Origin of the sequence: Flavobacterium sp., assembly GCF_044338735.1 — a bacterium.
In the GTDB taxonomy this organism is placed as follows: Bacteria; Bacteroidota; Bacteroidia; order Flavobacteriales; family Flavobacteriaceae; genus Flavobacterium.
On sequence record NZ_JBIIWV010000058.1, the window covers coordinates 1 to 12,574 of the forward strand.

11 protein-coding genes and 1 pseudogene are annotated in these 12,574 nt (G+C 33.1%); 4 read left to right on the plus strand and 8 right to left on the minus strand.

Annotated features, from left to right (window positions below):
- From ACIQZC_RS05475 to ACIQZC_RS05485, 3 genes and pseudogenes are all read left to right on the plus strand, one after another.
- Positions 1–243, plus strand: a pseudogene (locus ACIQZC_RS05475) (polyprenol monophosphomannose synthase); the annotation flags it as partial.
- Positions 243–1,589 (plus strand): dihydroorotase, encoded by a 1,347-nt coding sequence (locus ACIQZC_RS05480; protein ID WP_396138232.1) that lies wholly within the window; start codon positions 243–245, stop codon positions 1,587–1,589. The pseudogene ACIQZC_RS05475 and the gene ACIQZC_RS05480, both read left to right, overlap by 1 nt.
- Complete coding sequence (locus ACIQZC_RS05485) at positions 1,590–1,949, plus strand: DUF4296 domain-containing protein (protein WP_396138233.1); 360 nt, start codon at positions 1,590–1,592, stop codon at positions 1,947–1,949.
- Here the strand turns inward: ACIQZC_RS05485 and ACIQZC_RS05490 are convergent.
- Complete coding sequence (locus ACIQZC_RS05490) at positions 1,942–2,925, minus strand: NAD-dependent epimerase/dehydratase family protein (protein WP_396138234.1); 984 nt, start codon at positions 2,923–2,925, stop codon at positions 1,942–1,944. The two genes, ACIQZC_RS05485 and ACIQZC_RS05490, sit on opposite strands and share 8 nt — an antisense overlap.
- 125 nt (positions 2,926–3,050) lie before the next feature.
- Here ACIQZC_RS05490 and tyrS point away from each other — a divergent pair, with 125 nt between their 5' ends.
- Positions 3,051–4,340 (plus strand): tyrosine--tRNA ligase, encoded by a 1,290-nt coding sequence (tyrS, locus tag ACIQZC_RS05495; RefSeq protein WP_396138235.1) that lies wholly within the window; start codon positions 3,051–3,053, stop codon positions 4,338–4,340.
- On the opposite strand, the gene ACIQZC_RS05500 is transcribed toward tyrS, so the two are convergent.
- From ACIQZC_RS05500 to ACIQZC_RS05530, 7 genes are all read right to left on the minus strand, one after another.
- The gene (locus ACIQZC_RS05500) at positions 4,333–5,367 is read right to left on the minus strand and encodes an acyl transferase (protein WP_396138236.1); all 1,035 of its coding nucleotides are present in this window, start codon (positions 5,365–5,367) and stop codon (positions 4,333–4,335) included. The two genes, tyrS and ACIQZC_RS05500, sit on opposite strands and share 8 nt — an antisense overlap.
- 14 nt (positions 5,368–5,381) lie before the next feature.
- A complete protein-coding gene (locus ACIQZC_RS05505) occupies positions 5,382–5,765 on the minus strand; it encodes a type II toxin-antitoxin system VapC family toxin (protein WP_396138237.1) in 384 nt (127 codons plus the stop codon).
- A complete protein-coding gene (locus ACIQZC_RS05510) occupies positions 5,750–5,962 on the minus strand; it encodes a hypothetical protein (RefSeq protein WP_396138238.1) in 213 nt (70 codons plus the stop codon). The genes ACIQZC_RS05505 and ACIQZC_RS05510 overlap by 16 nt, the downstream gene beginning before the upstream one ends.
- Before the next feature lie 146 nt (positions 5,963–6,108).
- Positions 6,109–7,866 (minus strand): T9SS type A sorting domain-containing protein, encoded by a 1,758-nt coding sequence (locus tag ACIQZC_RS05515; RefSeq protein WP_396138239.1) that lies wholly within the window; start codon positions 7,864–7,866, stop codon positions 6,109–6,111.
- 91 nt (positions 7,867–7,957) lie between these two features.
- Complete coding sequence (locus ACIQZC_RS05520; RefSeq protein ID WP_396138240.1) at positions 7,958–8,299, minus strand: T9SS type A sorting domain-containing protein; 342 nt, start codon at positions 8,297–8,299, stop codon at positions 7,958–7,960.
- Positions 8,300–8,403: 104 nt separating this feature from the next.
- Complete coding sequence (locus ACIQZC_RS05525; protein WP_396138241.1) at positions 8,404–9,564, minus strand: hypothetical protein; 1,161 nt, start codon at positions 9,562–9,564, stop codon at positions 8,404–8,406.
- Between the two features lie 158 nt (positions 9,565–9,722).
- Positions 9,723–12,488 (minus strand): carboxypeptidase-like regulatory domain-containing protein, encoded by a 2,766-nt coding sequence (locus ACIQZC_RS05530; RefSeq protein ID WP_396138242.1) that lies wholly within the window; start codon positions 12,486–12,488, stop codon positions 9,723–9,725.
- Positions 12,489–12,574: the final 86 nt, after the last annotated feature.

Consider the following 12,574-nt stretch of genomic DNA (forward strand, 5'->3'; position numbering starts at 1 on the left):
TTCAAATGTTATAAACGAATTGTTTTAGAGCATATTAATCTCGACCGAATTAAATTTGTCGGATATGCTTTCCAAATAGAAATGAAATATAGAGCGTTCACCAATCAATTTATAATTGAAGAAGTTCCAATTATTTTTACCGACAGAACCAAAGGACAATCAAAAATGAGTAGCGGAATTATTCGCGAAGCTGTAATAGGAGTAATAATGCTTCGATTACGAAAAATATTTAATAGATTATAATGAGTACATATTTAATTAGAAATGCCAAAATTGTAAATGAAGGTGTTGTTTTTGAAGGGGATATATTAATTGAAAATGAATTAATTACTGAAATTGCCCAAAAAATTAGTCCTAAATCCTCAAGTTGCGTAATTATTGATGCCGAAGGAAGTTATGTCATTCCGGGTGCTATTGATGATCAAGTGCATTTTAGAGAACCAGGACTTACCCATAAAGGAACCATTGAAACCGAAAGTAGAGCAGCAGTGGCGGGTGGAATTACATCCTTTATTGAACAACCAAATACAGTTCCAAATGCGGTTACACAACAACTTTTAGAAGATAAATACCAAATTGCAGCCCAATCATCTTACGCTAATTATTCTTTTATGATGGGCGGGACAAATGATAATTTAGAAGAAATTCTAAAAACAAATCCGCGAAATGTTGCTGGATTAAAATTGTTTTTAGGTTCTTCAACAGGTGATATGTTAGTAGACAGTACCGCGTCGTTAGAAAAAATATTTACTAATACTAAGTTATTAATTGCAGTACATAGTGAAGACGAACAAATTGTAAAAGATAACTTAGCTAAATTCAAGGAAATTTATGGCGATGATATTCCGGTTGAAAAACATCCGGAAATTAGAAGTGTTGAAGCATGTTATAAATCTACAGAAAGAGTTATAGCATTAGCCAAAAAAACAGGTGCACGTTTACATGTTTTTCATTTGTCAACCGCTAAAGAATTGGATTTGTTTACCAATAAAATTCCATTGGAAAAAAAGCAAATTACCGCAGAAGTTTGTATTCACCACTTATGGTTTACTGATGCCGATTATGAAACAAAAGGTTCGCTTATTAAATGGAATCCGGCTGTAAAAACACAAGCAGATAAAGATGCGCTTTGGAAAGCGTTATTAGACGACCGAATAGATGTTATTGCAACCGATCACGCGCCACATACATTAGAAGAAAAATCAAATCCATACACTACTTGTCCTTCGGGCGGTCCGTTAGTGCAACATGCTTTAGTAGCATTGTTTGAAGCACATCATCAAGGAAAAATATCAGTAGAAAAGATTGTAGAAAAATTTTGTCATAATCCAGCAAAAATATTCAAAATTGAAAAGCGAGGATTTATTAAAGAAGGCTATTTTGCGGATATTGCCATTGTAAACGCTTATTTACCTTGGAACGTTAAAAAAGAAAATATTTTAGCAAAATGCGGTTGGTCTCCTTTTGAAGGGTATAATTTCAAATCACGCGTAACGCATACTTTTGTCAATGGAAAGTTAGTCTACGCTAATGGCAAAATCAAAGAAAAAAATGCCGGCCAACGTTTATTATTTGAAAGAACTGTATAAATGAAAAAGTTAGTTTTAGTTTTTTGCGCAGTTTGGTTGCTATCTTGTTCTAATAATCCGGTGCCAAAGCCCGATAATTTATTGGACGAGGAAGTAATGATTAATATATTATTTGATATTGCCATTTTACAAGCTGCCGATGGTTCAATGCCATTAAGATTATCGGAAAAGCAAATCAATAGTAGTACCTACATTTATAAAAAATATGCTATTGATAGTCTCACTTTTCATCAAAATCAGCGTTATTATGCTGCAGATGTTAAGCAATATAAAAAAATGTATCAAGAAGTGCTAGACCGTTTAGATGAAGAAGTCGCAGCCGATTCAATTGCGTCTCCAGGCAAAGAAAAAATCAAATAACATCTTTTAAAAACACTTCTTTCTTTTGAAACGTTATGTTTATGGCGTTTTCTATTTTTTCTGAAGAATAACTGTCATTTTCGTGAGATGATGCCGCCGTTGATTTTGTTAATTTTCTTTTGCTGTTAGTTATTTTTGACCACAACCAATCCATGCGCCAAGCTATAGCAGTAATCGTTTTTGAAGCATAAATATACGGAGGCTTTGTGTTCAATAAAGTTGCTATATAATAGAATAACTCTTTATAAGTACAGTTTTCTCCCACAACAATATACCGTTCACCAGAAACAGCGCTTTTCATCAATGTGTGCATTACTGTTACTACGTCATGAACCCCCACAATTCCAATGGTTCCATTAGTATAAAACGGAATGTTATTTTTTACCCATTGAATGAACAAATCACTTCCAAGGTTTGAAAAACCGAAGCCAAAAATCACACCCGGATTAACAATTACCACCTCAAGCCCTTCCTGAAACCCACGCCAAACTTCCATTTCGGCACCATATTTAGTTATGGCATAATCGCTGTGTTGTTTTTCAGCGTTCCATTCGGTTGTTTCAGTAATCAAATGTTCCGATTGTTTTTTGTCTCCAAGTGCAGCAATTGAACTCACATGACACAACTTTTTCACTTTAAAATCAATACAACAATTTACAATGTTTGCCGTGCCTTCAATGTTTACTTTTCGAATAAGGGTTTCTTCTTTAGGTTCAAAAGAAACAACTGCAGCACAATGGTACACATGAGTTACTTGTTCAAATGCTTTTTCTAGCGATGGAATATCGGTTATATCGCCTTTTACCCAATTGATTTTTTCAAATAAAGCAATTTGGTTTTTATGTTCAAATATTTTTTTTGTCTGTTCAATTTGTTTTTCAGAACGAAACATAGCTTTTACTTCCTCATTTTCTTGAAGAAGTTGCACTAATAAATGCGAACCCACTAATCCTGTTGCGCCTGTAACTAAAATCATGGTGTAAAGATACTATTTTTGATGGAAGCTGGAAGCTGGCTGTTAGAAGAATTGTTTTTGAATTTTGAATAAAACTTTTAAACTTTAAGACTAAAAACTATCTTTGCTTAAATTATTATTGAATCATGAAGAATTTTATAGAAGAAGTGACTTGGAGAGGAATGCTCCACGATGTTATGCCAGGCACAGAAGAACATTTGATGGAACAAATGCGTGTGGCGTATGTGGGAATTGATCCAACAGCTGATTCATTGCATATAGGACATTTAGTTGGGGTAATGTTGTTAAAACATTTTCAATTGAGTGGTCACAAACCCTTAGCACTTGTTGGTGGAGCAACCGGAATGATTGGCGATCCATCAGGAAAGTCAAATGAAAGAAATTTGTTAGACGAAGCTACGTTGCGTCATAATCAAGAAGCTATTAAAGGACAACTGGCTCGTTTTTTAGATTTTACTTCTGCTGAAGCTAATGCGGCTGAGTTGGTAAATAATTACGATTGGATGAAAGAATTTTCATTCCTTGATTTTATTCGTGATGTAGGAAAACACATTACGGTTAACTACATGATGGCGAAAGATTCGGTTAAAAAGCGTTTGACTGGTGATACTTCGGAAGGAATGTCGTTTACCGAATTTACGTACCAATTAGTCCAAGGATATGATTTTTTACATTTGTACCGAGCAAAAAAATGTACGTTGCAAATGGGCGGAAGTGACCAATGGGGAAACATTACTACTGGTACCGAATTAGTCCGAAGAATTGAAGGAGGAAAAGCCTATGCTTTAACTTGTCCACTAATTACCAAAGCCGATGGAACTAAATTCGGAAAATCGGAAGGCGGAAATATTTGGTTGGATGCGGAACGAACTTCGCCTTACAAATTTTATCAATATTGGTTGAATACGTCAGATGTTGATGCCGAAAAATACATCAAGATTTTCACATTCTTAGATAAAGAAACTATTGAAAAACTTATTGCGGAACACAGCGAAGCACCTCATTTAAGAGTGTTACAAAAGCGATTAGCCGAAGAAATTACCGTAATGGTGCATTCACAAGCTGATTTAGAAAATGCAATTGCGGCTTCAAATGCATTCTTTAGTCCGTCAATGGAGGAATTGAAAAAGTTAGACGAAAAAACGTTTTTAGAAGTGTTTGATGGCGTGCCACAAGCAGAAATTTCTAAAGGCGAGTTAAGTGAAGGTTTGGATATGATTGCTGCACTTTCTGCAAAAACTAATTTTTTGGCTTCAAATAGTGATGCGCGAAGAGAATTAAAACAGAATGCTATTTCTTTGAACAAAGAGAAAGTAGCAGAAGATTACAAAATTACTTCGGCAGATTTAATTAATAATCAATTCTTGTTGTTACAAAAAGGAAAGAAAAATTATTATGTGATAAAAGTTAGATAACCATCAGGTTACAACCTCGAATATCAGAATGATCAAAACGTCCCAACACTTCAAACGAATGGTTGGGATTTTTTTTACCTAAATCTTGTGTAGCGATGAACGAACACGAATTAATGTTTGCCAAATCAATCACGTTAATTCCCCCTGTTTTACCATCAGCAACATATGTAAATGCATCTTCGGTATCGCGAATGAATACTTGCATCCAAGGAGGGCATTCAAAAACTCCATCGCCCAGTGAATAGGCTTGTGAAAGTAATTCGGTCATCCCATATTCGGAATGAATTTTAGCTACTCCAAAACCGTTGCATAAAATAGTATGTAATTCTTCGCGAATTAGTTCTTTTCGTTTTCCTTTCATACCACCCGTTTCCATGATGATGAGGTTGCTCCCTAATTCCCGAAGCGGAAAAGAAGTAGCTTGTGCATATTCGATAAGATCTAATAAAGCATAGGTTACTCCAATAAGAATTACGTTTTGTCCTTCTTTGTTTAATTTTTCGATTTTTTGTAAAAGCGCACTATGATTATTCAAATAAAATCCAGAATCTGCATGATTACTGCTTTCAATTAAATCTTCTACCATGTAAATCAAAGAAGAACCGTCGCGCTCTAAATAAGAAGGAAGCAATGCCAATACACAATAATCTTCAATGTTTCCGTAAAACTGAGAGAAGCCCAGGCGATAACTTTGTTCGTACCAATTGACATCGGTAACCAAATGCTTACTTTTTATAGGCTCGTTTGAAGTTCCCCCTTCGGGGGTTAGGGGGCTTGTTGTGCCACTACTCGTAAAAGTTTGTTGAACGGGTTCGTTCGAACTAATGACGGCGTGACTTTTAAAAAATTGAATGGGTAAAAACGGAATTTCAGATACCGATTTTACATTGGTTTTATCTTTTTTCAAGAAGTTGCAAAATTGTTGGTATACCAAATTATTATCGTACTGATGACGAAACACTTTTAAAGTAACTTTTTCAAATTGTTTTTGATTTTGAATAATGAATATTTGATTTTTTGCAACCAAAATAAAAAAAGTAATTATAATAAAAAAGGATTGATAACTTTTAAATTTTGAATACCAATAAAATCTTTATCGTTTGTTAATAATATAGAACCCGTTATAATTGCAGTAGCAGCAATAATAGCATCGGGTGTTTTTATTTTTTTACTTCTTCTAATTTTAATGCACTCATCTACGATTTCACTGTTGAGCAAATATACATTGCTGTCTAAAATAAAATCTTTTAAAATGTTTTCTTTTTGTTTGTCTGATTGCACCCATGAAAGAATTTCAATTTGTGTTATCACGGAAATATTGGGCGTGTTGTCTAAAATATTTGCAACAAATTTCATTCCTTTATTAGGAAGTAATTCTGAAAAATAACTGGTAATAACATTATTATCAATTAAATATTGTTCCATTCTTTTCTAGATTTATTTGTGTATTCATCAAAATTTCTAGTGTCTTCTTCTGTAAACACACCTCTGTATTTTTCAGAGAGTTTTATTTTTTTATTTAAAAGACTTTCTTTTACTATTTTCAAAATATTTAACTCTTCTAATTCATGTAGAAGCGCTATAGCTTTTGGATTTTTTATCTCTATTAATACGGTTTTCATTTTAGTTGATTTTAATCTATTTCAAAGATACAATTATTTTTAACGATTAGTAAAAAATAGACATACAAAAAAAGCACCAACTTTCGTTGATGCTTTACTTTATTTGTCATGCTGTCCCGAAGCTTCGGGATGGTTCAGCATCTAAATTATTGAATCACTAATTTTCTTGTAGCAGTTTTACCTTCTTCGGTAATTTTAACTACATAAACACCAGTAGTTAATTTTGCTACGTTTACAGCGTTGTTTACAACAGTAGCTTTCAACACTTCTTTACCTAATAAGTCAAAGATTTGAACTGCCATCGCTGCATTTGCAGTAGAAGTCAAATTCAATGTGTTTCCAGATAATGGGTTTGGATACATTGTTAAACCGTTGATGTTGTTATCGTTTAAACCTGCAGTTTGAGGTACTACATCTGCCCAAGCAGTTCCAATTCTTAACTCATCTACTTGAACTGTAGGTGTTTCAGTTGCGCTATCTTGTCTAAGGAAAAAGGTTGAGGCATTTAATAAGTCTATTGCTGTTGCTGCTTGAGAATCTGTCAACGTTGCTGTTGGCATAGCAGCGTTTACAGTAGGGTTCACCCATAAACTAACCACATCGTCTGCTGCAGTAGCAGTATTAAAAGTATAACCAACTACTACAAAATAAGTTTGACCTGTTTGGTAAGAAGTGGTTGAATATGTAGTATTTGTAGTAGTAGCAGTTCTTACTTCAATCCCTAAATTATAGTTGGTGTCATCTACTCGTTTAGTCCATAAAGTTGCTCCTAAGGTTGAAGAATTTTCTCCAATTCCGGCAAAATAACCTCCATTTGCTTCAGTAACCCCAGCCATAGAACCAATCTTCATTAAAAAGGAATAGTAAACAGTTCCTGAAGTGGTTGATGTTATTGGAGAAAAACAATCAATCCCATCTGCTGCAAAAGAAACAGAATTTCCAGCAGTCGTTAAACCAGGGTATGCTAAACTACCAGTTGTAGTTGTAATATTATCTCCTGTATTCACATTAGTCCATGTTTGTAATGCTCCTAAAGAACTTCCTACAGTATAGTTAAAACTATCGTAATAGGGTAATGCATTAATCGGTTTACATTCGGGAGAGTTTCCACTAACTTGTTTCGAACAAGTTCCTTGAGTAGCAGTTACTAAATAACTTGTTCCTTCCGTAATTCCAGTCACAGTAATTGTTCCGCTTGCAATTGAAGCTGGATTATCTCCGCCTATCACACCAGAATTTGTTGTTAAAACTAAGCCAGAGTTTCCAGCCCCGGTATAAAGAATAGATAAGTTATAAGTGTCTAAATTTAATGTTGACGTATTGCATGTTGCAACTGGTGTTCCAAATGTAATTTGTACGGGGCAATATTTTTCTAGCTTAACATCATCAATTCTAAATTGTGTTGTTGCTGAAGCCTGTGTGAATCGAACTCTTAAATTATTAGTACTTGGAATCCCTGAAGTTATTGTTATTAATGTCCAACTCGCAGTACCTGTACCAGTTGCTCTAGAATAAGCAAGAGGAGTATAAGTGGTTCCATCAGTACTAACTTCAACTGTTAATTCATTATTACCAGCAGTTGAGCTTTTGTAATGACCAAAACTAAGGTGTAATTCAGATGTATTATACGTTGAAGTATTAATACCTTCAATTAAAAATGAAGTACCTGCAACTCCTGTAAAATAAACATTTCCACCACCTGAAGCTCCAGAGTATACAGAAGAAACAGTTGAACCCCTTACATCTGCAGTTCCAGAATATGCAATTGGTGTAGTGTTTTGAAATGTATTAGCAGAAATTAGAGTAGTGCTAGTAGGAGTTCCCATATTTTCGGAATAGAATATTTGTCCAAAAGACAATGAACACACCATAAAAGTTATAAATAAAAAGTAAATTTTTTTCATATGAATAAGATTAAATTATAAGACAAAAGTATTTATTAAAAGATAGTTTCTAGGTTATTATGTGTTAATAAATTGTTGTTTAATTGAGCAACTAATTGATAATGAGTTTTCGGGTGGCAGTTGCTTCTCCTTCTTTAATTTTGATGATGTAAACGCCAGCGGTTAGGTTACTTACGTTTACTTCTTTTGAAGTAATGACGGTTTCTAACACTTTTTTTCCTAAGACATTAAATATTTCTACTTTTTTATCTAATGATAATTTAGTTGAAATATATATTCTTCCGCTGTTTGTAGGGTTAGGGTAAATAGTAAGACCTTCAATGATTGACTCTTGAGTTTTAGAGGTAGCTGTTGATTTGCTATCTTGTGCTTGTGCACTAAAAGAGCCTAAAATCAACAACAGTAAAAGAATAAAAGAGTATTTTTTTTTCATCAGCAACTAAATATAAGTGTAAAGATATTAAAAAAAAGGAAAACAAATACAATGCCAAAAAAAAATCCCTCTAAAAGAGGGATTTTTAATATTTTATATAATGATTATTGCAATAAGTTAACCCCGCCAACAGTTGACCAAGCACCAGTTGTTATGTTTGCACCAGTTGCAGTTGTGCTTGTAGTGTATTGCCCTGAAGGGAAAGTAACGCTAATTACACCCGCTCCTGCAAATTGAGAAGTACCATCATTAATTTTAACAGCAGTTAATTTAATTTTGCTACCATTCACTTGATCAGTATTTGTTCCAGCATCTTGAATTCTTACAGCTGTTGCTCCTGAAGTTGTGTATCCAGAAATTAGAATATTTGAAAAATCTCCGTTTCCTTGTTTTTTAAATTGGATAGCATCATATTCTGCAGCAGATGAACCACCTTCTGTTATTGTACCAGCTGCTCTTTTTAAAGTAATATTTGTAACTACTGGGAAATAAGAATTATTGTTATTAGAAGCTTCAATTTCCATTCCAAAGTTACCAGTTCCAGTTTGGTAAGCATACCAGTTAGAATTGTTTTGTCCTTTCCATCCATCCTGCCAGTCAAATGAATCATCAAAATTACCGTAAGAAATTAAGTTTGTTCCACTTACTGTTCCTCCATAAAATTCGTAACCATCATCGGCTCCTTTGTAAGAAACTAAATTTTCTAAAATTGTTCCTGAACCTACTGAATAGAAAGAAAAACCATTCATTTCACTAGTTCCGTCAGTAATTTTCTTTCCAGCATATTCTACTCTTACATAACGAAGCGTTCCACCATTATGTGTAGCGTTTGTTCCACCATACATTAAATTTAAACCATCTTCTGATGCTCTAGTAGTTGTTCCACCAGATCCATTAATAGGTGCATCACCATACATAATAATACCACCCCATGATCCTGGAACAGCAGAAGATTCAGTTAAAACGATTGGTTGAGCAGCCGTTCCGTTCATAATTAATTTACCACCATTTTTTACCACAATTGCATCAACACCATTAGTTGCGTTTGCAGTAACTGTAGAACCTGCATCAAAAGTTACGGTTACACCATTTTCTATGGTAACAATACCGTTTAAAGTGTAGTTTCCATAAGCTAGTGTTCTGTTTGTGGTGATAGAACCTGTAAGTTCTCCTTGAACTGGTGCAATTGCACCTTCTTCATCATCGGTTGAACAACCTGTAAATAAAGTTCCTAAAATAGTTAGACTTAAAAATAAATTTTTCATTTGTGTTTGTTTTTTTAATTGTTTTTACAAATTTAGTCAGGGTATGTTTTATAAATGTTTTTTTACTATTATAAAAAGGTTATTGAAAAATCATATAATCGTAAAAACAATGTTGCTTTTATGTAAACAAAAAAGAGCAGTTATTAACTGCTCTTTTTTTAGAATGAATAAGAAATGCTGGTTGAGAATCCAACGCCTCTTTTATAAGATTGTTCTACTAAAGATGATTCTTCAATGGATATTTTATTTTCAGTACCACGTTCTCTGGTATACAATGGATTTAAAATATTATCTACAGAAAATTTCAAATCCCATTTTTTATTGATTGAACTTCCCCAAACAAAATCTAGTTTATGAAATGGTTTTTCATAGATATGGTCATATCCAGCAACACCTACTGCATAAATGCGTTCGCCATACACATTATATACTAATGAAGCAGTATTTTTACAAGTACTACCTAAATCAAATTCATATTTAATGTCCGAATTTAATAACCAATTTGAAGCACCTTGTAAATTTCTTTTGGTAAATGTATCAAAGTCTGAACCAGGTCTTTTTTTGTCGATTGTCGATTCGGTTATCATTAATGAAGTATTAAATCCGAAAGAAAAGCCTTCTAATTTATCGGTTAATCTACTTAATTGAAGTATTGCTTCAAATTCGGCACCAAATAAGGTTGCGCTTTTGTTGTTAAAGTAAGTAATCGTTTGTCCACTTCCCGTAGCACTTGCTAAAATTGTTCTCTCAATAGGTTGATCGATGTATTTTGCAAAAATAGTAGCTGCAAACATTTCTTTACTCGTTGGGAATACTTCAAATTTTAAGTCTGCATTATAATTTTGACTATTTTCTAAATCTGAATTTCCTAATTCTGTTGTTCCATCGGCATTAATTAAATTAATGTCAAGACTTTCAAAAAGAACTGGTTTTGTATACGTTTTTGAAATTGCTAAACGTAAATTACGATCATCTTTCATTGCATATTTAACATTTAAGGAAGGTAAAATATACAAATTCTCATTTGTTTTAGTGCGATAAGGATTTGAAATAGGGTCAACAATAGACTTGTATTTATACTCTCTAATTGTATTTTCAGCACGAAGACCTACGTTAAATTCTAATTTTTCGTTTACATTTAAAAGTAAATTGGTATAAGCTCCATCAGCTCTTTGAAATACTTTTGTTTTCCATTCTGCAGTAGATTGTTCTGTGAACGAAATAAAATTACTTGCAATATCGTTTTGAATAAAAGCGTCAATGTCATTAACAGGTACATTATATGGAATAGCGCCATTATTTGGATTTCCGAACGTGAATCGAAATTTAGAAACCATATATTCTGCAAAACCGCTATAACCTGCTGATAATTTATTTAATCGATCTTCGTTTTTTCCAAATTTATAATTGTATTCTATATTGCCCGACATATGGAAGTTGTTGTCAATATTAAAAAACTGACGTAATAAATTGTTACTTCCGTATTGTGTATTGATTTCGGTATCAGAAATTTTTGTTCCAGTGATAAATTTTCTGTCTGGCTGACTGTATTTTGTTCTCGTGTATGATAAACCACCATTTATCGAATGTTTGTCATCTTTTGAAAGTTTGTAACTTCCAAAAAATTGATTCGCAAAGTAATCCGATTGTTCATATTGATTTAATCGAATAAATTCATTTGGATTTTGAACAGCAGTTCGAGTGTATCCAACTTGGTCTTGAATTAAATTTTCGGTAGATTTTAAATACAAACCAGTGTAGTTAAATTTAAAACGATCTGCTTTAAATTGTAATCCTATTAAAGCCGATGCTTGAGTTTGAAATTTGTATTGTTTTTTAGTTAGATTATTATCATAAATTCCTTGACCTTGCGAAAAAGTTCTATCAACTCCTTCTCTTACTTGATATTTGTTGTCAAAATTTGTAGCAAAAACATAGTATAATTTATTTGATCCAACATCAAATTTACCTGTGTGACTTATTCCTGTGCTGGTGTTTAAAGGTGATTTGACTTTGTTTACATTCCAGCTTGATGTGTAATCGTTGTTAATTCTTCCCGCAGGTATGCTTCCGTAACCAACAGGTAACGCTCGTTCTTGACCTCCAAATCCAAATTTACTTTTGGTATTATCAGCATCTTCCGACAATAAAAAATCACTTAAATTGTTATTTGTTGTAAAACCTGTTCCAAACGAAATTTTTGTTTGTTCTTTTGTGCTTTGACTGGTTTTAACATCAATAGTTGCTCCTGCAAAATCTCCATATATATTAGGATTGAAGGTTTTAAAAACATCAATATAGCCTACAACATCTGTTGGGAATTGATCAAGAGGTACAATTTTCTTGAATGGACTGTTTGAAGGAACTGCTAAATTATTGATAAGTAAATTATTGTAACGATCTTCTAATCCTCTAATAAACAACCCTTTTGATTCTACTTTTGAGATTCCAGTAATTTTAGTTAATCCTTCTTCTACGTCACTAATTCCTTTTCTTGATAATTCTTGCGATCCTATACTTTGTTTAATTTCCACCGCTTTTTGTTGTTCTTGTAATAAAGCACTTTCTTTCTCTTTACTATATTGTACTTCAATTACTACTTCTTTTAATTCTTCCCCGCCTGTTGAAGCTAATGTGTGGTTGATGGTTTTAAGTTCGCCAGCGTTTACTGCAAAAGCAATTTCTTTTGTTGCATAGCCTAAGTAGGAAAGTACTAAAGTATAATTTCCAGGTTGAATTGAAAATGAATACTTACCATTTTCATCGGTAGCAGTATTTTGTTTTGTTTCTTTTATAAGAACCGTTGCAAAAGGAAGCGGTTCGTTGTTCATTTCTTTGTCTAAAATTTGTCCGCTTACCGTTGCGTTTTGAGCAAAAGAGATAGCCGAAAAAAGTACTGTTAAAAGTAGAAATTTTATCTTCATATTATTACAATATTATTTTGTTGCAAATAACGAGTTAATAAGTTACTCAGGTGTTATTGGTTTATTATCAATAAGTTTCTGTTTTG

Bases quoted from the DNA above. Each gene is read 5' to 3' on its own strand.
- ACIQZC_RS05530 (WP_396138242.1), bottom strand. From the start codon at position 12,488: ATGAAGATAAAATTTCTACTTTTAACAGTACTTTTTTCGGCTATCTCT.
- ACIQZC_RS05490 (WP_396138234.1), bottom strand. From the start codon at position 2,925: ATGATTTTAGTTACAGGCGCAACAGGATTAGTGGGTTCGCATTTATTA.
- ACIQZC_RS05480 (WP_396138232.1), top strand. From the start codon at position 243: ATGAGTACATATTTAATTAGAAATGCCAAAATTGTAAATGAAGGTGTT.
- ACIQZC_RS05510 (WP_396138238.1), bottom strand. From the start codon at position 5,962: ATGAAAACCGTATTAATAGAGATAAAAAATCCAAAAGCTATAGCGCTT.
- ACIQZC_RS05525 (WP_396138241.1), bottom strand. From the start codon at position 9,564: ATGAAAAATTTATTTTTAAGTCTAACTATTTTAGGAACTTTATTTACA.
- ACIQZC_RS05505 (WP_396138237.1), bottom strand. From the start codon at position 5,765: ATGGAACAATATTTAATTGATAATAATGTTATTACCAGTTATTTTTCA.
- tyrS (WP_396138235.1), top strand. From the start codon at position 3,051: ATGAAGAATTTTATAGAAGAAGTGACTTGGAGAGGAATGCTCCACGAT.
- ACIQZC_RS05485 (WP_396138233.1), top strand. From the start codon at position 1,590: ATGAAAAAGTTAGTTTTAGTTTTTTGCGCAGTTTGGTTGCTATCTTGT.
- ACIQZC_RS05520 (WP_396138240.1), bottom strand. From the start codon at position 8,299: ATGAAAAAAAAATACTCTTTTATTCTTTTACTGTTGTTGATTTTAGGC.
- ACIQZC_RS05515 (WP_396138239.1), bottom strand. From the start codon at position 7,866: ATGAAAAAAATTTACTTTTTATTTATAACTTTTATGGTGTGTTCATTG.